General features: G+C 69.1%; 18 protein-coding genes. 9 read left to right on the forward strand and 9 right to left on the reverse strand.

Features of this window, described 5'->3' with window-relative positions:
- Nucleotides 1-102: 102 nt before the first annotated feature.
- From B9S57_RS08920 to B9S57_RS08950, 7 genes are all read left to right on the forward strand, one after another.
- A complete protein-coding gene (locus B9S57_RS08920; RefSeq protein WP_103514946.1) occupies nt 103-933 on the forward strand; it encodes an IS5 family transposase in 831 nt (276 codons plus the stop codon).
- Nucleotides 930-1352 carry a hypothetical protein gene (locus tag B9S57_RS08925; RefSeq protein WP_103514945.1) on the forward strand — a complete coding sequence of 141 codons (423 nt, stop codon included), beginning with the start codon at nt 930-932 and terminating at the stop codon, nt 1350-1352. The genes B9S57_RS08920 and B9S57_RS08925 overlap by 4 nt, the downstream gene beginning before the upstream one ends.
- Nucleotides 1353-1513: 161 nt before the next feature.
- Entirely contained in the window at nt 1514-2740 is a 1227-nt protein-coding gene (locus B9S57_RS08930) for an SbcC/MukB-like Walker B domain-containing protein (RefSeq protein ID WP_103514993.1), read from the forward strand.
- Between the two features lie 517 nt (nt 2741-3257).
- Nucleotides 3258-4760 carry a Mu transposase C-terminal domain-containing protein gene (locus B9S57_RS08935; protein WP_374935925.1) on the forward strand — a complete coding sequence of 501 codons (1503 nt, stop codon included), beginning with the start codon at nt 3258-3260 and terminating at the stop codon, nt 4758-4760.
- On the forward strand, nt 4757-5539 hold the full coding sequence (locus B9S57_RS08940) for an AAA family ATPase (RefSeq protein ID WP_103514994.1): 783 nt from the start codon (nt 4757-4759) through the stop codon (nt 5537-5539). The genes B9S57_RS08935 and B9S57_RS08940 overlap by 4 nt, the downstream gene beginning before the upstream one ends.
- Before the next feature lie 128 nt (nt 5540-5667).
- On the forward strand, nt 5668-6696 hold the full coding sequence (locus tag B9S57_RS08945) for a hypothetical protein (RefSeq protein WP_103514995.1): 1029 nt from the start codon (nt 5668-5670) through the stop codon (nt 6694-6696).
- Between the two features lie 371 nt (nt 6697-7067).
- A complete protein-coding gene (locus B9S57_RS08950) occupies nt 7068-9992 on the forward strand; it encodes an NACHT domain-containing NTPase (RefSeq protein ID WP_103514996.1) in 2925 nt (974 codons plus the stop codon).
- Here the strand turns inward: B9S57_RS08950 and B9S57_RS34135 are convergent.
- Both B9S57_RS34135 and B9S57_RS08955 read right to left on the reverse strand, forming a co-directional pair.
- Nucleotides 9926-11320, reverse strand: a complete 1395-nt coding sequence (locus B9S57_RS34135) for a hypothetical protein (RefSeq protein ID WP_146057733.1) — start codon at nt 11318-11320, stop codon at nt 9926-9928. The genes B9S57_RS08950 and B9S57_RS34135 overlap by 67 nt on opposite strands.
- Before the next feature lie 37 nt (nt 11321-11357).
- On the reverse strand, nt 11358-12221 hold the full coding sequence (locus B9S57_RS08955) for a hypothetical protein (RefSeq protein WP_103514997.1): 864 nt from the start codon (nt 12219-12221) through the stop codon (nt 11358-11360).
- 140 nt (nt 12222-12361) lie between these two features.
- On the opposite strand from B9S57_RS08955, the gene B9S57_RS34370 reads away from it, so the two are divergent.
- Nucleotides 12362-12508, forward strand: a complete 147-nt coding sequence (locus B9S57_RS34370; protein ID WP_181011279.1) for a hypothetical protein — start codon at nt 12362-12364, stop codon at nt 12506-12508.
- A 136-nt stretch (nt 12509-12644) separates the two neighbouring features.
- On the opposite strand, the gene B9S57_RS08960 is transcribed toward B9S57_RS34370, so the two are convergent.
- From B9S57_RS08960 to B9S57_RS08975, 4 genes are all read right to left on the reverse strand, one after another.
- A complete protein-coding gene (locus tag B9S57_RS08960; RefSeq protein WP_103515279.1) occupies nt 12645-14132 on the reverse strand; it encodes a UvrD-helicase domain-containing protein in 1488 nt (495 codons plus the stop codon).
- Nucleotides 14129-14563, reverse strand: a complete 435-nt coding sequence (locus B9S57_RS08965) for a hypothetical protein (protein WP_308457387.1) — start codon at nt 14561-14563, stop codon at nt 14129-14131. The genes B9S57_RS08960 and B9S57_RS08965 overlap by 4 nt, the downstream gene beginning before the upstream one ends.
- Nucleotides 14564-14595: 32 nt before the next feature.
- Nucleotides 14596-15474 carry a DUF6083 domain-containing protein gene (locus tag B9S57_RS08970; protein WP_103514999.1) on the reverse strand — a complete coding sequence of 293 codons (879 nt, stop codon included), beginning with the start codon at nt 15472-15474 and terminating at the stop codon, nt 14596-14598.
- A gap of 177 nt (nt 15475-15651) precedes the next feature.
- Complete coding sequence (locus B9S57_RS08975; protein ID WP_103515000.1) at nt 15652-15906, reverse strand: helix-turn-helix transcriptional regulator; 255 nt, start codon at nt 15904-15906, stop codon at nt 15652-15654.
- A gap of 155 nt (nt 15907-16061) precedes the next feature.
- On the opposite strand from B9S57_RS08975, the gene B9S57_RS08980 reads away from it, so the two are divergent.
- On the forward strand, nt 16062-17081 hold the full coding sequence (locus tag B9S57_RS08980) for a hypothetical protein (RefSeq protein ID WP_103515001.1): 1020 nt from the start codon (nt 16062-16064) through the stop codon (nt 17079-17081).
- 227 nt (nt 17082-17308) lie between these two features.
- On the opposite strand, the gene B9S57_RS08985 is transcribed toward B9S57_RS08980, so the two are convergent.
- The 3 genes from B9S57_RS08985 to B9S57_RS09000 all read right to left on the reverse strand — a co-directional run bounded on the left by B9S57_RS08985 (nt 17309) and on the right by B9S57_RS09000 (nt 21200).
- Nucleotides 17309-17590 carry an ANTAR domain-containing protein gene (locus B9S57_RS08985; RefSeq protein WP_181011280.1) on the reverse strand — a complete coding sequence of 94 codons (282 nt, stop codon included), beginning with the start codon at nt 17588-17590 and terminating at the stop codon, nt 17309-17311.
- A gap of 558 nt (nt 17591-18148) precedes the next feature.
- Nucleotides 18149-18916: a hypothetical protein gene (locus B9S57_RS08995; protein WP_103515003.1), complete on the reverse strand. Its 768-nt coding sequence runs from the start codon at nt 18914-18916 to the stop codon at nt 18149-18151.
- The gene (locus B9S57_RS09000) at nt 18900-21200 is read right to left on the reverse strand and encodes a hypothetical protein (RefSeq protein WP_103515004.1); all 2301 of its coding nucleotides are present in this window, start codon (nt 21198-21200) and stop codon (nt 18900-18902) included. Before B9S57_RS09000 ends, B9S57_RS08995 begins: the two co-directional genes overlap by 17 nt.
- Nucleotides 21201-21247 lie beyond the last annotated feature (47 nt).

The raw sequence follows: 21247 nt of genomic DNA on the forward strand, positions 1-21247 counted from the left end.
AGAGTGCGGAACGTAATCTTCTGTCCGGCTTGTGATCGCTCGATGGTGTGACGTTGGGGCATCATCGCCGGTCAGGCGTTCGGGGTTCGCTTGGGTTGTGGCATGAGCATGCGCAAGCCGTACTCGAGTGACGCTTCCGACGAGCAGTGGGCCCTGGTCGAGCCCGTGATCACAGCGTGGAAGGCCGCGCATCCGTCGGTCAGCGGCCATCGGGGCAGATACGAGATGCGGGAGATCGTGAACGCGATCCTGTACCAGAACCGCAGCGGCTGCCAGTGGGACCTGCTGCCCCACGACCTGCCGCCCGCCGGCGCGGTGAAGTACTACTTCTACAAGTGGCGCGACGATGGCACCGACCAGACCATTCATGATCTGCTGCGGTGGCAACTGCGGGAGAGGAAGCGGCGATTAGCCGACCCGAGCCTCATCGTCATGGACACCCAGAGCATCCGCGTGGCCGTCGGCGTCCCGGCCGCCACGACCGGCAAGGACGCGGCGAAACGGGTGCCGGGGCGCAAGAGATGCCTGGCCGTGGACGTACTGGGTCTCGTCGTAGAGGCTGTCGTCCTGCCTGCGTCCGCGCACGACAACGCCGCCGGAATCGCGCTGCTGGACGGCGTGGCCGCCCAGATGGTCACCGTGAAGAAGGCCCTGGTCGACCAGGGGTTCAAGAAGGCCGTCGTCGACCACGGCAAGCAGTACGGCATCGACGTCGAGATCGTTGAGCGCAACCCGGCCGACAAGGGCTTCGTCCCGCAGGCCAAGCGGTGGATCGTGGAGCAGACGAACGGAATCCTGATGTTCTCCCGCCGCCTGGTCCGTGACTACGAGCACCGGCCCGCCACCTCGCGCTCTCGCGTCTTCTGGGCGATGACCTCGGTCATGGCCCGCCGGCTCACCGGCGCCGCCCTGCCCTCCTGGAGGGCCGCATGAGCGACAACCCGCAGATCAGAGCCATCCTTGCCTACCTCGAGGCCCGGGAGACCGAACTCGGCGAGCAGGCCGGGCAGCTCCGCGCGTCCATCGAGGACCTCACCACCCGCCTCGGCGAACTCGACGCGGAAACCGAGAACCTGCGCATCACCCGCAAGACCATCCTGAACATCCCGGTACCCAAGCCCGCCGACGATTCCCCGCGGCCCGAGGCCCCGGACCACCCCGCCTACCAGCAGATCCTCGCAGCCTTCACCGACACCGGCCAGCCGATGCGGGCCCGCGACCTGTGCGAGGCACTCGACCTGCCGATCCTCCCGAAGAACACCGAAGGCATCCGGTCCAAGCTGAAACGCCTGGTCACACGGGGCATTCTCACCGAACCCGAACCCGGCCTGTTCGCTCAGCCCCGCACCTGAGTACCAGTCCGCCCCGCCGACCAGGACTCCTCACCCAACCCCAAGCACCAACCGGACATCAGGTCACGTACCGCACTCTCAAACGGCAGCGCGCCCGCCTGCAGCGCGAACGCAAACGACTGGACAAGACCCAACGACAGTACGAGACGGACCTCCAGGCGTTGCTGACGGAGATCGCAGGACTTCCCGTCTCGGCTCGCCCCGCACAGCGCTCCGAGCAAGAACTCCCCCGTCAGCAGGACATCGCGTCCTCGCACGACGCGGCAGGCCGCCGCCTTACCAATCTCGATCAGACGACCCGGGACCGCGACGCGGCCAGACAGGCCCTCACCCTGCACGACAAGGACCGGCAGGCCCTCGAAGGGCGCCGTCGGCGCACGATCGAGACTCCCGCACGCAACCTCATCAAACACCTGGAACGGTGGGCGGATGCAGCCACCGATGCCGCCGCTCTGCTCGGCGACGAGCCGTCTGTCGAGCTGCCGCCCGTCCCGGACGGGACCGACCTGGCCGCTGTCGACGCCTACGCCCTGGCCCTCGCTCCGTTGGGGCAACGGCTGACCGGCGCGCTGGAGCAGGCCGCGCTGCAGGCTGGCGCCGAGATCCGTGAGTTCGAGCAGGAGCTGGCCCGCGAGGCCGGCGCCGCCGACGACGAAATCGACTCTGCCCCCGGCTTCTTGGTGCCGGACAACAGCGATCCGCTCGATCCCGGCGTTCTCGACCCACTCAGCCGCAAGACAAGCCAGGCGGAGACCGCACACGACACAGCCGAGGCCGATCTGCGTACCGCGCGGTCCAAGATTCCCTACTACGACAAGCTGATCGCTGCCCTCACCGCCGCGGAGCAACAGGCCACCGCGTGGCGGAGTGTGCGCGATCAGCTGACCGACGGGAAATTCCTCAAGTACCTCACCGACCAGCGCACCCTCTCCCTGCTCTCGCACGGCAGCACAATCCTCCAGCGGATTTCCGCAGGGGCCTATGCGTTCACCGAGAAATTCGAGATCGTCGATCTCGCCACGAACCTCCCGCGCCCTCCAGAGACCCTCTCCGGCGGGGAGACCTTCCAGGCGTCCCTCGCGCTGGCGCTGGCGCTCGTCGAGCTCCGCAACAGCGGCGGCAGCAAGCTGGAAAGCCTGTTCCTGGACGAAGGGTTCGGCTCGCTGGACGGGGAGCGGCTGGACGCCGCCCTCGCCATCCTCAAGAGCGGCGTGACCGGGGACAAGACGGTCGCCGTCATCAGCCACCTGTACCCCGTGGCCGACGCGGTGGACGACGTCCTGTTCGTCAAGAGGACTCCCCAGGGCTCTACCGCCTATTGGCTCACGCCGCAGGAACGTGACGAAGTCGTCCGCAACGGGATCCATCGGATGCTGGAACACACCTGAGTCGCACCTGGCCGGTCCCACCGCCCTCGAGGAGGGACCGGCCCGGTCTTCGAACAGCGCTGTCGGACACCGCCCGCCGGACTCCGGTACGGACCGGTCTGCACCGCGACTTCTTCCAGGCAGGCCATCCCCTCGGCGTGTTCTCCCACTCGACGGCGTCCAAGCCCACCCGCACCCGCCGTCACAGGCCACGGCGAAGCGTCCCACCCGAGCGGCCTCTGCAGTACGCGCATCCGGGCAAGCCGATACGGACAGGCCCCCCATTCGACGGCGCGGGTCCACGGCTCCGCCGTACACCCCGCTGCGCATGACAACGCGCCCGCCGGGGCTGCCCTGCCGTCCGAACCGGGCACCAGCCGACGCCACGGAAAGACGCGGCACTTGTGCCCCTTGCACCACTCATTCCTACGAAAAGGAGCAATCCCCAATGAGCGCCCCCGCTGCCGGCCCGCACGGCGTCGACAAACCGGTGTTCACCACCACCTCAGGACGGGCCGCGGCGACGCCGCGGCTGTTGATGCTGGATCAGCGCGACGAGCTGACCACCGCACACGTGCTGCTGGTCGCCCAGGCGCTGGGCCGGTCGGAACGGGCGGTGTGGCGGTGGATCGCCGCAGCCCGCAACACCGGGCAGACCGCCCCGGCCCCCCGGCACCGGTTCACCATCACCCCGGAGATCCGGCAGCTGCTGGCACTGCGGGGAGGCAACGCCTCCGCCGTGCACCGCGAGCTGAAACAAGCAGCCCTCAACGACCCCCAGTTGCCGGCCGCCCCGTCGCTGGCAACCCTCCACCGGGCACTGCGACGGGACCTGACTGCCGGGGACCGGGCCGGGCTCGCCAATGGCGAAGCCGCCCGACGGGCCTTCGACGTGTTCGGAACACGACCAGTGGAACACCGCAACGCCGCCTGGGAAGGCGACCACAAGTGCGTGCCCGTGCAGGTACAGGTCGAGGACGAACTCGCTCGACCGTGGGTGACGTGGTTCATCGACTGCGCACGGAAGGTCATCATGGGTGTGGCCGTGACACCCCACGCACCCAGCAGGGACGCAGTCCTGGCAGCGCTGCGCATGTCACTGGACCGCGCGGAGCCCTTCGGCCCGGCCGGTGGCGTGCCCGACCTGATCCGTGTGGACCGCGGCAAGGACTTCTTGTCCACCACAGTGATCTCGGCACTGGGCGCTCTCGCCGTGCCCGTCATCGATCTCCCCGCCTACACCCCGCATCTGAAAGGAACCATCGAAGCGCTCAACAACGCCGTCGAGACCATGCTGTTCGCCTCCATGCCGCGCTACGTCCACCAGCAGCGCCTCACCGGCGGCCGCACCGCAGATCCGGACGAACCCGCGCTCACCTTCGAGGCGTTCGTGGAACTGCTGCTGGAGTGGGTGCGCTGGTGGAACAACGAGCACAAGCCCAAGGCATTGGGCAGGCGAACCCCGATGGAGGCGTGGCGGGCCGACCCCACCCCCCTGTACGACGTCCCCGCCGGCCAGCTGGCCCGCTTCGGACTTGAGGACGACGGACTCACGCGCATCGTCACCACGCGGGGCGTGCAAATGGGCAACCGGTTCTACATCGACCCGTGGATGGTCGGCCGGGGCGGCACCCGGGTGGTGGTGCGCCGCCTGCCCCATCACGACACCTCCGTCGAGATCTTCGACCTCGACGGCACGCACCTGTGCAGCGCAGTCCTGGCCGAGGCTGCCAGCAAGGAGCAGGTTCGCGCCGTCCGCAATGCCCGCAAGGCCAAGGAACGCCAGCTGCGCGCAGACTTCAAAGCCGCTGCGCGGCTGCGCCGCGAGCGGTTCAAGGCCTCCACTACACCCGTCCCGCCCCAGCGCCTGGGCGCGTTGACCGAGGCGGAAGCCGAGGCAGAGCTCGCCGGATCGGACACCAGCGACCTGCTGCGAGCCAACCCCGGCTACATCCCGCACCGGCCTGTCCCGGCCGACTGGGCTCCCCCGGTGCCGCCGGGCGACGGCCGGCCCGACGAGGGTCCGGAGGAGAGCGCATGACTATCGACCTGTGCGACATGGACTACGGCAGGCTCCCCACCGAGCGCGACGACCACTTCCACCGCCTCGACGCGCACCTGGTGGCCACCGACACACTAATGAGGACCCTGGACAACATCGAAGAGACGATCGAGGCCAAGGCCATGATGGCCATCTACGGAGCAGCCGGACACGGCAAGACGATGTCGGTGAACGCGGCGCTGCGCCAGGTCGCTCCCGACATCACCTACCGCCTGGAGTTGCGCTCGGGCCCCACGCCCCGCGACATCCGTCACGGACTGTTCCGGGCACTGGGACTGACCGGGGACCCACCGAGCCGGCCGATCGAATTCGACACCCTCTTGAAGGAGACCCTGTCGGAGACGTTCCGGGTCCTGGTGTGTGACGAGGCTCAGTGGATGGGCCGCAGTTCGTTCGAGTACTGGCGCCATCTGTGGGACGACCGGCACACTGACATTGCCGTGATCTTCGCCGGCGGCGACAACTGCTACCGGGTTCTCAAGCGGGAACCGATGCTGGCATCGCGGATCTTCATCTGGCAGCAGCTCCAGCGCATGCCCGAGAACGAGGTCGTCGCGACCCTGCCGGCGTTCCACTCCCTGTGGTCCAAGGCTTCGCCGCAGATGATCCGCAACATCAACCGGGCTGCTGCACACGGCAACTTCCGCAACTGGGTCACCATCACCAAGCACATGCTCAACGGCATGAAGAAGAAGGGGCTGACCGAGATCACCGAGGACCTCGTCCTCTGGGTGTACAGCAAGCTCGGCGGCAGGTAGAGCTCAGCGGCAACCGCGGTGGCCCCGGCGAGCGGGGGCGCCGCGGGCCACCGCACCGCGGAGGCTGCCAACGGCCCGATCTTCTGGGCCGCTGTCGGCGCGCGGCCCGGACAGGGGGATGGCAACTGATGTACGGCGACGTGACGATCGTGGTGGACGAGCACGACGACATGTTCTACACGCGGGCAGCGCTGCAGGCGCATCGTCTTGAGGGCGGCTGTGTCACCGTGCAGCCGACACCGGCCAACGGCAGCCCGGCCGCGCTGGCGCACGACGTTCTGTATGCGCTGGGGAAGCGGCTGGCCCCGGGGCCCCGCTCCCCCGACATATGGCTGGACTCGGTGAACGCCGCGTGGCTCGCGGCGGCATCCTGGAGCATCGCGGCCGGAGTGCGGCACGTCGTCGTCCCCCGGGCCCATCTCCTGACCGGCCGTCGCATCGATCAACTGCTCGCCTGGCGCGAGTGGACGGGAGTCCAGCTGACTCTCCTGTGGCAGACGGCCCCGCATGGTCTGCCGCCGCCGCTGGCCCGCATGGAGCGCCGTATCAGCAGCCGGGTCTCGTTCGAGGCGCACCTCGCCGCGCAAGCGCCGCTGCCCGCGCGCCCGTTCCTTCCTCGTGCTCCCACGGCAATGACGACAGCGGCGGCGGTCGGCCCAGGGCAGTCACCTGCTCTGCTCTCACGGGGTGCCCGGTCGGGAGCGGCAAGGCTGGGACGGCAGGCCGGCTCCTGCCCGAGCGCGATGACGACAGCCCAGGTGCGTGAGGTCGTCCCCGAGGTCGAGGTCAGGCCCGAGGGCACTGCGGCCCTGGCCGCTCTTGCTCACCCGCTGATCTCCGGCGCGCTGAGTGTGCTGGCCTTCAGCCAGGGTGGATTGGGCAGTCTGCGCTTGACCCGCGACATCGACTTCACCGGTGACGTCGGCGCCGTCAAGACGCACGGGATCGGCCATCGGGGCTGCTGTGTGTATGCCGTCCCCGGCTGGGGGCGCCCGTTGCTGGCCGCTGCCCGCGCCCATCACCGTCTGATGGGCCGCCCGCCCACGGACCCTGTGTTCGCCCCCGTGATGCCCGCCGAAGCGCGGCATCTGCGTGCGCATGCCGGACGTCTGCCCGGACTCGATCTGACCGCGCCCGCCAGCCTCCTTGTTCCTTGAGTCGGCGTGCCAAGGGAGCTGGACACGGCCGTCCGGCCGGTCAGCTGGCGTCCGTGCCTTTCCTTCAGCGCGGAACCCGCGGTGTCATCGCCGCCCGGGGCCGGGATGTCCTCCCTTCGTTCGGGGGGAGTGGTTCAGCGGATTGGTTGCACCCTCAGGTCCCGCCGCTTCTGCGACAGGTTCAGTGGCGAGTAGGAACCTGCGGGGCCGATTCGGCTTGGCGGGGAAGCTGTGCACCACGGGGTCCCGCTCAAGGTGCGCCCTCAGGCGGCACAGTGGGCCTCCCGTGCCCCGAGGCCAGGCACCGGAACTACGGGCCGAGATCCGGGCATTGGACTGACCTCTTGTTCGCTGGTCGGCATGATGAAGCGGTGGACTACGACTTCAGCGGCCTGGGAGCACGGCATTTCGAGCACCTGACCCAGGCGGTGGCGCGCAAGGTGCTGGGCCAAGACCTGGAAGTCCTCGGGGACGGTCCCGACGGCGGCAGAGAGGCGTCCTGGCACGGCGCCGTTCCCTTTCCCGAGCCTTCCCCCGACTCGCCTTGGGCGGGCTATGGTGTGCTGCAGGCCAAGTACCGTCAGCGCACTGAGGGCACCCGTCGTGACACCGAATGGCTCATCACTCAAATCCGCGAGGAACTGCGTTCCTGGGCCGGCGCGACGGGTATCCGGGACAGAGGCGCTGTCCCGGACTATCTGCTATTCGCCACCAACGTGGTGCTGTCTCCGCAGCAGGAGCGCGGGGGCATCGATCGCGTACATGTGGCCATCGCGGAGACCCTGGCCCAGCTGAAGCTGAGCGTCCGCGACTGGCGCGTGTGGCACTTCGACTCGTTGTGCACCTACCTGGACCAGTTTCCCGACATCCGACGCCCGTACGCGGCCCTCACTACCGCCGGGGACGTTCTGTCCGCACTGCGTGACCGATTAGCCGCTCGTGAGACACATGTCGCCGACCGCGCCATGACATACGCAATGATGCAACTGGAGTCGAATCAGTGGGTACGGCTGGGGCAGGCAGGCCATGGGGACAACCAGCGGCTGCCGCTGGCCGATCTGGCCGTGGATCTCACCGCCACCACAAGCCACACCCACCCTGCCCCTTCATCTCCCGCTTCCACTTCTCTCTTCGATGACTCTTTTCTCACCGACCTCGGTTCTTCCTCGGCCGTCGAGGTTCTTAGCGGCCAGGTACAGGTAGTGGCGCACGTGCTGCGCCAGGGTGAGGAGATCTTGCGCCTCTCAGCATCCCCTGCAGGATTTATGCATCGGGCAGTTCTGGGTGGGCCGGGGCAAGGCAAGACCACGCTCATGCAGATGATCTGCCAGGCCTACCGCGTGGCCATGCTGTCCTCCAGCCCTCAAAAGCTCAGCCCCACTCAGCAAGCCACCCTGAGCGCTCTGCAGGCGCGGTTCGCTCAACTAGGCCTGTCGCTCCCCAACCACCGGCGCTGGCCTGTCCACATTGATCTGCCTTCCTACGCTGCGGACATGGCCGGCGGGCGGCAGGTGAGTGTTCTGCAACGGATCGCAGATCAGGTAAACGCCTGCACCCCGCAGGTCACCGCGAACGACCTGCGGACCTGGTTGGGTGCCTGGCCGTGGCTCGTGGTCTTCGACGGATTGGACGAGGTCGCCTCATCCCCGGCACGCCGCCAGGTCTTCCGTGCCGTTGAGCAGTTCCTCACCGAGGTACGTCAGACCGACGGGGACGTCCTTGTCATCTCGACCAGCCGGCCCCAAGGCTACCTACAGGAACTAGCCGGCATGGGATTCGCGCATCTGCATCTGGTACCGCTGGAGGCGGGCCAGGCCGTGAGCTATGGGCGTCAAGTCGCCCATGCCCGCTTCAGCGGCGATCCGGGAATGGCTGCGCAGATCGGAGACCGGCTCGCCTCGGCAGCGCAAGAGGATCTCACCGCGCGGCTGATGCGCACCCCTCTGCAGATCACTGTGATGTCGGTGCTGCTGGAGCACCGCGCACGCCCCCCGCAAGAACGTCACCGGCTGTTCCAGGCCTACTACGACACCCTCTATCAGCGCGAGTTGAGTAAGCCCGGCCCTGCCAGTCAGCTCCTGCACAGCTACCGCTACGTCGTGGACCGCCTGCATGAACGCACGGGACTGGTGCTGCATGTGTCCGCCGAACAAGCAAAAGGCGGTGAAGGCTTGATCCGCAAAGAGGAGCTGGACCAGCTCGCCCTGCAGCTGACCATCGCCGAAGGACACACTGACTCACCCGCCACACGTGCCCTGGCCACACAGATCGTGGAGGTATGCCTCAACCGCATCGTGCTGCTATCGGCACGGGGCGACGACAAGGACATCGCCTTCGACGTTCGAAGTCTGCAAGAGTTCATGGCGGCACGAGAGATCTGCCGGGCACCAGATACCGAGGTGGTCGAGCATCTTTCGCAGCTGGCCCACAGCACGCACTGGCGCAACACCTGGCTGTTGGCAGCTGGCAAGATCTTCTATGAGCACCCCCGCAGCCGGGGTCCTCTGCTCACTGCCCTCAGGGAACTGCAGAGCCGGGGCCCAGTCGAGAATCTCGTCAACTCCGGTGGCGTCCTCGCAGCAAACCTGATCGACGATGACATCGCCAGCACCCAACCCCGCTACCTGCGACTGCTCCTTCAACAAGCCCTGGAGCTTCTCAACTCCCCAGCGTGCCCAGCACCTCTGCTGGGCGATGCACTGCAACGCGCCGTGGAGCTCGATGCCGACTGCCGCCCCTTCATCGACCACGCACTCGAAGCCGGTCTTGACTCCACCAACTGGCGCTTCGCCGTCGCCTTCCAGCTTCTGGAATGCTGGTCACAACAGCATGGCCCTCTCTCTCCTGCGGCACGCGAACGGCTCGCCACCCTCCAGCGCCCCGATGCCCTCTACCTCTTTCCGCCTCGCACAATGCGTCCTCGCACTCACGGAGAGATCACTGAATTCAGTCTCTACTCTCTGATCGCGCCATACCTTTCGCTACCAGCTGCACCTGACGCCGACACTCGCGAGGCTTGTGCCCGTGCACTCCGTGACGAGTCCGTCCTGCTGAACAGTCCCTTTAACGGCCACGCCACCATTCTTTACAGTGAACCCGGCGGACTGCCGGACAACGCCGCCGAAGCCCTCACCGACCCGGCCGTACGCAATTTGATCGCCGACACAGCACGACGACTGCCCTACCCCCTCCACATACCCGCAGCCCAACTCGTCGGCCTGTGCGCCGCTTACCTGCAGCACCAGCCCGCCGGACAAAACCTCCTCTCCGCTCTTCCCCTCAGTAGCGAAGACTGACGGCAAACTGGTTCGACAGTCACGCGCGGCCCATACCGGACGCTGTCATGCCCGCTTGGGCTCGTACGGGCCCAGCCCCGCAGGTAGGGGCGCAGGTCCTCTGGTGTGATCGTCGCAGGGTCCGGTAGACCGGGATTTCGAGGTAGAGGGTCGATGCGATCGGCGTAGGCCCGGGCCCAGGTGGTCCAGGCAGTGGCTGCTTCGGCCGCGCCGAGGGTGACGTGGTGGTCCTCGATCGCGTCGCAGTAGGCGCGGATGGCGGTGGCTTCCCGCCAGGCCCGCACCTGTGTGCGCAAGGCTTTCAGCCGGTGCTCTTCCAGCAGGGCGGTGCGGGCCTGCCGCATCGCGGTCAGCCAGTGTTGGCGTGTCTCCTCCTCTTTGCGCTGTTGAACCTGGCGTCGTTCGTACTCGGTGTGCGCGCGGTGGGCGATCTCGCGGAACAGGGCGGGGAGTTTGTCTTCCAGGCGCCAGCGTTGCCGGTCTCCCCAGTGAGAGCGCCTGCCTCGATGCGCATAGGTGTGCGCGAGGCTGAGCTCGAGTTCGTGGGATGGGCGTGTGGTGCGCGCGGTCACGCGTTGCCATGCATATTTCGCGCCGCTGAGGTCGGGGACCTCGTAGGAGCCTTCGTGGAAGGAAAGCGGGAAGGAACTGTCGCCGATGGTGATCACCAGGCTGGCTGCTGAACCGGACTCCGGCGTGTTGGCCGTGTAGTTCTTGGACTCAGCAGCATGGCAAAGGGCGTGGAGGATGCGGCGGGCCCGGGGCTGACACTCGGGGCAGGCCGGGATGTGCGCTGCGACGGCTGCGGGGTGCAGGCGTTCTAGGGACAGGTCGTCAGGGACGGGGACAGCCTCCTCTGGAGGCGTGGAGCGTCGCGGCGGCGGCCCTGAGCGCAGGGTGATGACCAGGTCGCCTTTGTCGCGTCCGGTGTGCTGGAGATGGTGGCCGTCGGGGTGGTCTGCACGTACGGAGTGCAGGACGCGGCGCCAGCGGGCGCGCTCGGTGGGAGTGGGGTTGGTGATATGCAGAGTGCCGCCGGATTGCTGGAGTCTGGTGATCAGTTCGGCCGCCTCGGGTGCCGCCGACGGGGCAGGGACGCTCGGGCCTGGGGCGGGCGTGGCGTCGGTGTGGGCGAGGTGTTGGAGGCCGGCCTCAGTGGGGGCTGCGCTCCAGCGGCCGTCGGCCCCGCTCGTGGTGACTAGGCCACGATTGCGCAGGGCGTAGACGGTTGCGGCGAGGCCGGAGTCGTCGGAGGTGATAGGTGTCTGGCCGTGGCAGACGCGGCGCAGGACGTCGAGTTGGCGCTCGTTGAGCTTGGTGCGGGCCACGGATCTTCCTGTCGTCGGTGCCCGGACGGTCGGGGAGTCAGTCGTCGCGCTCGGCCTGGCGCAACGTCTCGAGAGGGATGCCGAGTTCCCGCTCGAAGCGGTCGGCCGCCTTGGCCTGTCCGGCCTGTCGGAGGCAGCCGATGGCCTTCTCCATGAGCTGGCCGATGCGGAGGACTTCGTCCCGCAGAGCCTTCAGCTCTTCGAAGCTCTCGACAACGTCCGCGCCGCACCACTGGCGCAGCAGGCCGTAACCAGGCTGGGAGCTGCGATCGACCTCCGCGCAGATCTCGGGGCTGATGTAGGTGCCGGGATTCTTGCCGCGGCCGCGATAGTAGCGGCCGTAGATCGCTTCTTGCCGTGCCCGGGTTTCGTGTTCGTGCACGACGGTCATGAGGTGGTCGGCCCGGGTGCGGGCCAGGAGTTGCGCCACCTGGACGGTGGTCGGCCAGGGTGCGGTCAGCGCACCGTCGGCGTCGGTGAAGGACCGCGGATCGCTGTGAAAGAAGCTTTGGGGAACGTCGAGGAGCGCGGCCAGCGCAGGCACATCGTCGACGTACAGCACGCCCCGGTCCCGATAGTTGACGCCGAAGGACACGAGCCCTTCCCACAGGTGCTCGTCAAACAGGATGATGACTGCCCGGAACGCAGTGTCGTCATCGTCCGGACTGTCCCGCGTCAGCTCGCTCCACCGTTCCTCGTGGGCCAACCAGGCATCCTTGTCCTGCCAGGCAACCCGTAGCCGGGCCGGTGGCACCCACTCCTGCCTGCCTTCCGCTTCCTCCGCGACGAAGCAGACTTTGACCCGCACCGGGCGTTGCGTACCTATCTTCAGGACCTCGACCTCCGCGACCGGTCCGTGGTGCGGCGCCACCCGGTACGCCCACCGCTCCCCCACCTCCACACGCCCCCCTCTCCTGGCCAACGCCTCGCCACCATCTTGCTCCTGATACACGGCTGGAGGGCGAGCTCCGTCGGCGGGTTCGTCCGTGACGGCGAGCACGGTCCTGCCGCACTCGTTCATCCTCTCGTCGCTGCCTTGCCGTGCCAGGCGTTTCGCTGCCCTGGTTCCTCGGCTCCGGCGAGATCACCGACATCAATGTGCTGCGCTCATGTCTCATCGGCACTATGCGCTCGGTGAATCCCGACAGCGCCCGCGCCGCCCAGTACACGCAGCTCCACAGCCGCTAGCGAGTCCTGCGGAACGCCACGGACACCACACCCCCTCGTTCAGCCGGCTGTCACCCATCAGGCAGGCGGCTGGTCCACTCCTCTGAGGATGGCGGCTGCCGGGCATCGCGATCTTTTCCGCTCCATCGAGCTGTCCTCAGCGCTGTAGCTCCAAGGCGGCGCATGACGGCAGGCCCGCAGGGTGGTGGTTGATCCAGGACAGTCCTCCGATATCGAGCCGGGTACGGGTGCGGGTGACAGCGACATAGGCAAGGCGCGCTTCACCGTCATCGACCGGACCAGGTACAGGGTTGCCCGTCGCGTCGCGCTCGTCGCTGTCCTTGGGCGGAGTGAAGTCCTCAGCAATCTTCACGCAGGGCCATTCGCGCCCTTTGGCCTTGTGGGCGGTGGAGACGGTCACCTCGGCCGCCTCTTCGGCGGTGAGTTGGGCGACAGCGGCGAGGATGGTGTCGGTGCCGTGGGTGTCGACCAGGTCGACCAGGGGCTGCAGGTCGCGTCCTGCGGGGTCGTGGGCGGCGTAGTCCTGCAGCTCTCCCCAGGTGGGGAAGAGCACGAGTTCGGGGTGGTGGGTGCGGCGCCCTTCCTTGAGGTCGTCGGCGGCCTGTGCCAGGGCGCGCAGGCTGGCTCCTCCCCCGGCCAGAGCGACATTGAGTCCGGCGGCCAGCAGCTGCATGACTTGGGTCATGGCGCCGACGTTGGTGCGGCACAGGACGGCGTCGGGCCGTTCAACTGGGCCGAGTTCGGTGAACACCTGCGGGGTGCCCTTCAGCCGGAGAGGGGCGTCGGCCAGGGCCAGCCACCGGTTGGCCTCTGCGGCCAGGCGCGGGCCGAAGCGGAAGGACTGCGACAGGACGAGCCGAGTGCCGTCGAAGGCGGTCATGACGTCCTTGGCGCCGCGCCATTGGTAGATGGCCTGGGCGGAGTCGCCGACCATCACCAGCTGAGTGTGGTCGCGCTGGCTGTTGAAGATGTGCTCGACGACGGGATTGGTGTCCTGGGCCTCATCCAGCAGCAGGAAGTCCGCCTGGATCTTCGGGGAGGTCAGGGACCAGAGTTTGAGGTAATGGTCATGGTCGAAGCGCACGGCGCCGTCGTCGGGGTGCTGCAGATCGGCCCAGGCTCTGCGGGCGAACGGGAGGACGTGTGTGGCGAGTTCGCGGTGGTAGCCGAGGTCTTCCAGGCCGCGCAGGCGGGGTACGTGATGCTGGGTGAGGGCGGGGTCGGCGGAGTGGCAGAAGCGGGTGATGGTGCGCAGGGTGGCGTAGGAGAGGGCGGTGGGGGTCAGGTCGCGGTCGCCGATGCGGATCATTTTGGTGATGCCCAGGGCCTGGCCGGCCTGCCAGCCGGGGCGTCGGGGGGCGTTCAGGCGGCGGTGGTAGCGGTGGCCGACGGCGGCGTAGGCCAGCGAGTGGGCGGTCTTGCAGGTGACGGTGGTCGGGAAGCGGGCGGCTGCGTCCTGGGCGATGGCCCGGTTGTAGGCGAGGTAGCGGCCGCGGCGCGGGGTGGACTTGGCGAGCAGGGCCAGGGTGGTGGTCTTGCCGGTTCCGGCGCCGGCCTGCAGGACCAGGTGGGCGCCGGCGTGGAAGGCGTCGGCCGCGGCGGTCTGTTCGTCGGTGGGGTTCAGCACGAGTGTGCTCCGGTGGTCAGGGCGCGTCCCAGAGCTGCCAGGAGCTGGGCCGTGGACGTGCGGGTGAGCAGGGCGTGCAGGGTGAGGTCGAGGTAGTCGGCTTCGTTCCGAGTCTGACGGGCCACGGCCTGACTCAGCGTCTGCTCGACGAAGGTGTGCGGGGCTTGGCCGCGCGCCGTGGCCGCCCGGCGGATGCTGTCGTGTACGGCGGGCGGGAAGGCGATGTTGAGCAGGGTGTGGTTCTGGGGGTCGGGGTAGTGGGTGCTGATCACGTCGATGGGCAGCAGCGGATCGAGGCGGCGGCGCAGGCGGTGCAGCGCCCGGTGGGGGGTCTTCGCGCGGACGACGGCCATGAGGCGGGTGGCGTCGTGGCTGGCGGCCAGCGGCACCGTGCGGGCGGCCCGATGAAGCTCAGCCTCAGTGAGCACCCGGGTCAGGGTGATCTCCAAGGCATGGTGCATCACGGCCGGGCCCCGCAGCCGCCGTTGGGAGCGGCGCCAGGCAAGCGGGGGCGAATGTGGGAGTGGTGGATCAGGGGGTCGAAGGTCTGCCATTGGGTCAGGGCGAGGTCGGCGGCGCCGAGGGCGCCGGCGTGGGCGGTGCAGCGCTGGGCCCGCCAGCGCAGTTGCTCGGCGTAGGGCAGGTGGGTGAGGTCGTAGAGGGCCATAAGCCCGTCGGGCAGCGCCAGTTGCCCGTGCACGGGGCCGGCGGGCCGGAGGGTCCAGGTGCCGGTCGGGGCGGCGGTGTCGAGGACGGGGCGCGGGCAGCGGTAGCGGGTGCGGGTCTGGGCCACGCACCGGATGGCTTCGAGGGGGTGCGCGGCGAGGTAGCGGGTGTAGAGGAACTGCACGACGGGCCGGGTGATGGCACAGGCCGTAGATGCCTGGGGCGGCGGGTGTGGGGACGCCGGTGCGGCTGGAGTGAAGAGGCCGGCGTCGATCAGGGTGCGGGTGCGCACAGCGAGTTGGCGGCGCGCCTCGGCCAGACGGGGAGTGAGGCGCGTGGTGGGAGTGCGGCGGCTGGGGCACAGGACGGCGTGCGGGATGCGGCACCAAGTACTGCCGTCGCCATGGCGATAGGCGATGCCTCCACTCAGGTGCCAGCGGCAGGAGGCCGGGACGGTGCTGGTGGCGACTTCGTACGGGTGCAGACTGACGGGCCGGTGATTGTCGCGCTGGTACCACTCGATGCGGTTGCCGCACGCGCGGCAGCGGCTGGTCTGTCCGGTGCGCAGCAGGCGGCTGGGGCTGTTTGCCGAAACGCGCAGCGAGCGGTGACGGCGGGAGCCGAGTGGACTGCCGTCCCAGCGGCAGGCCACGGGCGGGGGGTGGGGGCACATGGGAGGGAACGTGCCAGGCGGCGCGCCGCGGGCGCGGGGCTCGTGGCGGGTGTGTCCTGCGGATGGCGCAGCGGATACGAACTTCCGCGCGAGGATGGGAGTGTGCGTTCTATTGCGGTGACCCGTCCGGGTGGTGCGTTCCCGGCGGCCGCGGGACGGCGGGGCGGTCCGGACGTGTCAGGCGCCGGGCGGGGTGTGGCCGTCGCAGAGGGTGCCCAGCAGGTGGTCGACGGGGACGTCGAGGGCGTGGGCGAGGGCGTGCCATGTTTTCAGGCTGCCGATGGTGCGCCCCTGTTCGATCTCGATGAGGGTGCGCCTGGCCAGGCCACTGCGGTCGGCCAGTTCGTCGTAGGTGAATCCTCGCTCGGCCCTCAGGCGCGCCAGCTCCAGGCGCAGCGCGGTGAGGTTGGGGTCGGGCGGGAAGATCGTCACCCCACCATCCGATGGTGCAGCACCCTGCCCTGTCAGTGCAGACCTCTGCCCTATTTCTGCAGGTCGTCACCCTCAGCGGCAGGGCAGAGGTCTGCACTAGCGTGTGCGGGTTGTCATCCGGCGACGGCAAGGATCAGGAGGGAGGGACACACCCTATGAGGCTCTGCACACCGCACGTGAGGGTGCGGCGCATCTGGACCGTGGAACTCAGGCCGCAGGAGGGGGGCACGGTGCTGGTGTGCCCGCAGTGCCGCCCCGGCCCGCTCCCCCTCACCGCGGGCTCGGCACGCTCGGCGGTGCTAGCCCACCTGGCGCAGCACGCCCGCCGCGACGTACTGCCGCCGCACCTGCGGATCTGTCAGTGCCGGGAGCGGGGCTGCAGGTGGCATCCGCGCCACCGCGGCTGCGCCGGCGCCGTACTGCTGGTCCTCATGCGCGCCCATGGCGGGCGCCTGTGGCGTCTGGCCGATGCCTGCGCCGCGTGCGCCGCCGCGACCGCGCAGGCAGCCGTGGTACCCGACGCCCTGCTGCCCTCCGCCGCCCAGCCGTCCACGGCACCCCGGCCGCCACGCCGTCGCGCGGGCAGCCGCAGGCCAGGAACGGACAAGCACGTACGCGTGAAGGAGATGCTCACCTATCTGGCCGCGGCACTGCCCCGCTTCTCCTCCCCCACCGCCCGCCTGCTCGCACTGCAGTGCGCGCTGCGCGCCGACGGCCGCGGACGCGTCGGCCTGCCGGATGGGTTCCTGCGCGGCATACGCCTGGCCTCGCACGCCGCCCCCTGGCACGAACTCGAGCACGCCGCATGGCTGCGCTGCACCGGCAGGCAGCACGGGTCGCTCCACGCACAGATCCTGGACGCCGCGATCCTGCACCAGGCGCCCGGCCGCCAGGAGCGGGCGCGCGCCGCCCACTGGGCCCTGCACCCCACACCGCTGGCTGCGCCCCATGGAGCGCCGCCGTCGATACAGCTGGCAGCTCTTGCCCTCGCCGTCCACACACGGAACACCGAGGCAAGCACCGACCTCGACGACCTCACCCGCCTGACGGCCACCGCCCCTTCCTCCCTAGAGGACCTCCTCGACCAACTCGTCCGCGCCCGCACGCTGAGCGCCTGGAGACACGACAACGAGACCGGCAAGATCTGCTGGCAGCTCCCCCCGGCGCACGGCTGAGCAGCAGACGGCACACCGCTCCCGTACCCTCATCCGTCCTCGGCCTCTGCACGCCGCGCCCCTGGCCGTCCCGTGCGGTCGAGGGCTCGCCCCTAAGAACCCGCCGGACACCCTCGACAAGCTCAGCACTCTGCGCCGGCACCCGCCTGGCCCTCACCCTGGAGTTGAGGTTGAGGCGCACTTCGATGTGCCCATGCGCCACCGCACGGGTGCAGCAGCCAGTTGGTTCAGCTGCGCCCGGGCCGAGCAAGGCTCGCGAGGTCGGCAGATCCCTGGATGATCTCCGAGGCAACGTCGGCCAGCGGCTTTCGCTGGGACCGGGCATGACGGCGCATCAGAGTGAAGGCCTCATTGATGTCCACACCAAGGCGGTTGGCCAGGACGGCCTTGGCGTGTTCGATGGGAATCCGGCTGTGGAGAGCTGCTGCGAGCCGGTCTGATACGGACGGGGCGGTCATCGGTTCACTGCGCAGACCGGCCAGCGCGATGTCGAATCTAATGCCGAGCACCCTCGGCCGGTGACAATCTGGTCCGGGCGAGTGCTCCCCAGCGTCGAGTACGTCAGAGACCATGAACTATGCGCCCGGATGACTGGCATCTCGCCGAAGACGTCGACGACTTCCTCGCCCAATCTGGAGGTTTCCTGCGCTCCCGCCCTGCCCTGCGCACCATGCCCCTGACGGTGACGGAGGAGCTGCGAACGGACAAGGCGGCTGAGGGCGGCGCAGGCCAGTGCGTGAGCAGTGCGGGTCATGCGACCTGCCTACCGGGCGGACATGGTCCAGCTCACCACGAGCGGCCAACGGGTCGCTCGTGTGCGGGGATTGGTCGTACTGGAGAAGCGACACGGCGCCGAGCCCGCGCCACGGTGACCGCTGAGCGAACTCCAGTACTGGCTCCGTCAGCACCCCGCCCCTCCGCTTCCTGACAGACAAACCGTCAAACCGTCCGGGCCCGTCCTTCACGAACCAGGGCCGCTCTGAGCCAACATGCCGGAGCCGACCAAGGCCGGACAACAACGTCTCAAGCCTGACTGGCCGCCCATGCGCCGCTCAGAATGCGGTCGCTCAGTCCCCCGGACGTCCTTGAGGTTCTGACGCTGCAGGCGTCCGGGGCTGCGGTGTCTGCGCCGTGGCACGCAGCTGCTGGGCGCGGTCGGTGTGGCCGTACCGGTCGAGGATGTGAGCCAGGCTGATGATGAGGTGCTGGCGGGAGTCGTCGGGCAGGGTGTGGACGAATTCCTGGAGGATGCGCGCCACTTGGACCCAGGTGGTATGCGGGGCGTAGGAGGCTGCGGCGTTGATGAGGTGTTCGACGCGCTGCACGCTCTGTTCGTCGACGGTCTCCGGGTGGTCGAGGAACCAGTAGGCGAATGCCAGGGAGGGGTCGGTGAGCAGTGCGTCGCGGAGGTCTTTGGCGCGTTGGAGACGGTGGTGGTCTTGGCGGGCGTGGTGTTCGGTCTGGTGCTGGTCGCGCAGGAGGGCATCGGCGCGGTCGGCCTGCTGGGGGTCGGCGGTCAGCCGGATATGGGCCCACAGCAGGCGGACGGGGGTGTGCGGTACGTCCATGGGCCGGCCGAGCTGGCGGTTGGCGCGTGCTTCGGCGAGGGCGGCCTGGCTGAGCTGGACGGTGCCGGCTGCCTCCTGCGCCAGGGTCAGGGCGTATTCGACCGCGGCGGCCTGGGGGTTGTGGTGCGGGCGGGCGACAGGCTGCTGCCAGGCGCCGGTGAGGTGGGCCTCGAAGTGGTAGCCGGGGAGCTCGCTGTCCAGGGTGCAGCACAGCTCCAGGCTTCCGCGGCGTTGGCGCCGCCACCACCCGCTAGTCCTGTGCCGCATGGCCCTCCGGCGCCGGGGCTGCCGGGTCGGCTTGGCGCAGTGCCAGGAGCAACTGGTCGCGCAGCTTTTCCGGGCCGGAGGAGGGGTGTTGGGGCTGGACGGGTGCCCAGGCGAAGAGGAGGTGGCTGAGGGCGAGGTAGCGGTCGGCGGCGTAGACGGTGTCGGTCTGCGGCTGGTAGACGGCGTGCTGGAGCGTGGTCAGGACGAGGTCCTGCACGTCGGGTAGGGCGAGGGCAGCGTCCATCCAGATGGTCAGGGCCTGCTGCAGGAGCGGGCGGGGCAGTGAGCGGCTGTCCTGCAGCAGGCCGCGCCATCGGGCGGTCTGCCAGGCGGCCTGGGCGTTGTCCTGGTGCGCGGTGGCCAGCAGCACGGGAGCGCCGTCCTTGCTGGTGCGCGCGGCGAGGTGGAGGAAGGCGTGGTGGGCGGCGTTGCGGCGGCCTGGGTCCTGGTTGCCGGACCAGCCGGCGAGTTGGTCCTGGATGTCCTGGCGCTTTTGGGGCTGGTCCCACAGGACGGTAAGCGCGTGTCCGACGGCGCCGGTCACATCCTTGCTGTCGGTGTGGGCGGCGAGTTCGGTCAGCCGCAGCAGCATCATGGTGGGATAGACGTCGGCCAGGCGCTCGCAGGCCCGGGCCAGTGCCGTCTTGAGCCGGGGCGGGGTCTCCTGGTCGCTGGTGCGGGCCCATTCGAGGTAGACATCGCGGACGCGGCGGCCGGCGTCGGTGTCCAGTGCGGCCACGGTGAGCAGGTCGCGGGCCTGCTCGGGCAGGGACTGGGACCACTGGCCGGCGATTTGGCGCAGCAGGTTCGTGGCGCGTTTGCCGCGCTTGGCGCGCATGTATTTCAGGGCCCAGCCGGTGACGCGGTCGGCCAGCTGGTGTGCCACGTCCTCGGGCAGGTTCTTGTTGCCGGTCTGGTCGGCGGTCCATCGGGTGAAGTCCTGGACGAGGTGGGGGCGGTCGGCCCAGAAGTAGTCGACGACGGCCTCGGCGTAGCCGGTCCGCAGGAAGCAGACGGTGTCTTCGTCGCTCACGTCGGCGTCGATGGCGTCGGTCAGGGCTATGACGCCCAGGCCCTGCTGCCCGCGTGGGGGCTTGGGTTTTTCTCCCAGGGCTTTGGCCAGGCTCTGGGCGGCGTCGTACACGGTCTCCACGGGGGCGCCGTCCAGGACCGCGGCGGCCAGCAGGTAGTTGCGGTGGGCGCTGTCCTGCTGTTTGGTGTGCCAGTCGAGCAGTTGGGTGCGCCAGTCTTCCGCGGCCTGGACCACCTCGTCGACCAGGTCGTCGAGGGAGCACTCGCCTAACGGGTCGAGGTGTTCGGCCTCGCGGATGGCGCGGGCCCACGCGGCTATCTCGGCGGGGAGCCGTCCCGCGATGCCTTCGGTGATCTCGGACCTTGCGAGCCAGCGGTCTGCCTTGACGGGCGGTGCCACGTTCTCCAGGTGGGCGCGCAACACGCCGTTCGGGTCCGGGAGGGACAGCGGGTGGGCCAGGACGTCGGTACCTCTGCTGACGTTGCGCCAGGTGTGGGTGGCAGTCAGGACGGTCAGGTAGGAGCCGGCCTTCCGCAGGTGGGGGGCGTCTTCCAGCAGAGCGGGGCCCACGCCGGAGGGCAGCCGGTCTCCCTCGTCGCGCAGATCGAGGATCCAGCCGGTCCTCTCGCCCTCCAGCCCTTCGGCGCTGAAGGACTCCCCGGGTTCGCGCCGCACTTGGCGGATGTTGTCGCCCACCATGTGGTGCAGGGCGGCCAGGGCGGCGGTGTAGCGGCCGACACTCTCCGGGGCGTGCAGTACAAGAACGTGGCTGAGGGTGAGGGCGGTGCGCAGGGCCTGCTGTTCGTCGTCGGGCCGGGTGAAGGTGGCGAGCTGCTGGGCGATCCAGTCCGGGGGCAGTAGATCGCCGCGCAGCCGGTTGATCGCCTGGACGATCTGCAGGCCGATGTTCTGGCCGTCGTTGCGGTCCAGGTGCTGTTCGATGGTGAGGCCGGGGATGGTGTGGTCATCGTTGCGCTCGAGGTGCTGCTGCTCGGCAGCACGACGGCTGGTGTGGTCTGCGCCGTCTTCCCGGTCCGTGCTGCGGCCCGGCTGGTCCGTGCTGCGGTCCGGGGTTGTCTTCGGGTCGGCGGGGCTGCCGTCCGGGGGCGGCGGCGGAGTGGCTGCCGGACGGCCGAGGAAGGCGGCCGGGGCGGCTCCGGTGGCTCCAATGGGCGGTGGGGCCGGTGCGGGGGTGTCGCTGCGGTGCTCGGCGGGGTGGCCGGATGACGGGGCTGCGTTCTCGGTGGACATGCCTGAACCTCCCGGACGGTGGTGGGAACGAGGTGCCGGGGCAGGGG

The organism is Streptomyces sp. SM10, from assembly GCF_002910915.1.
Lineage (GTDB): Bacteria > Actinomycetota > Actinomycetes > Streptomycetales > Streptomycetaceae > Streptomyces.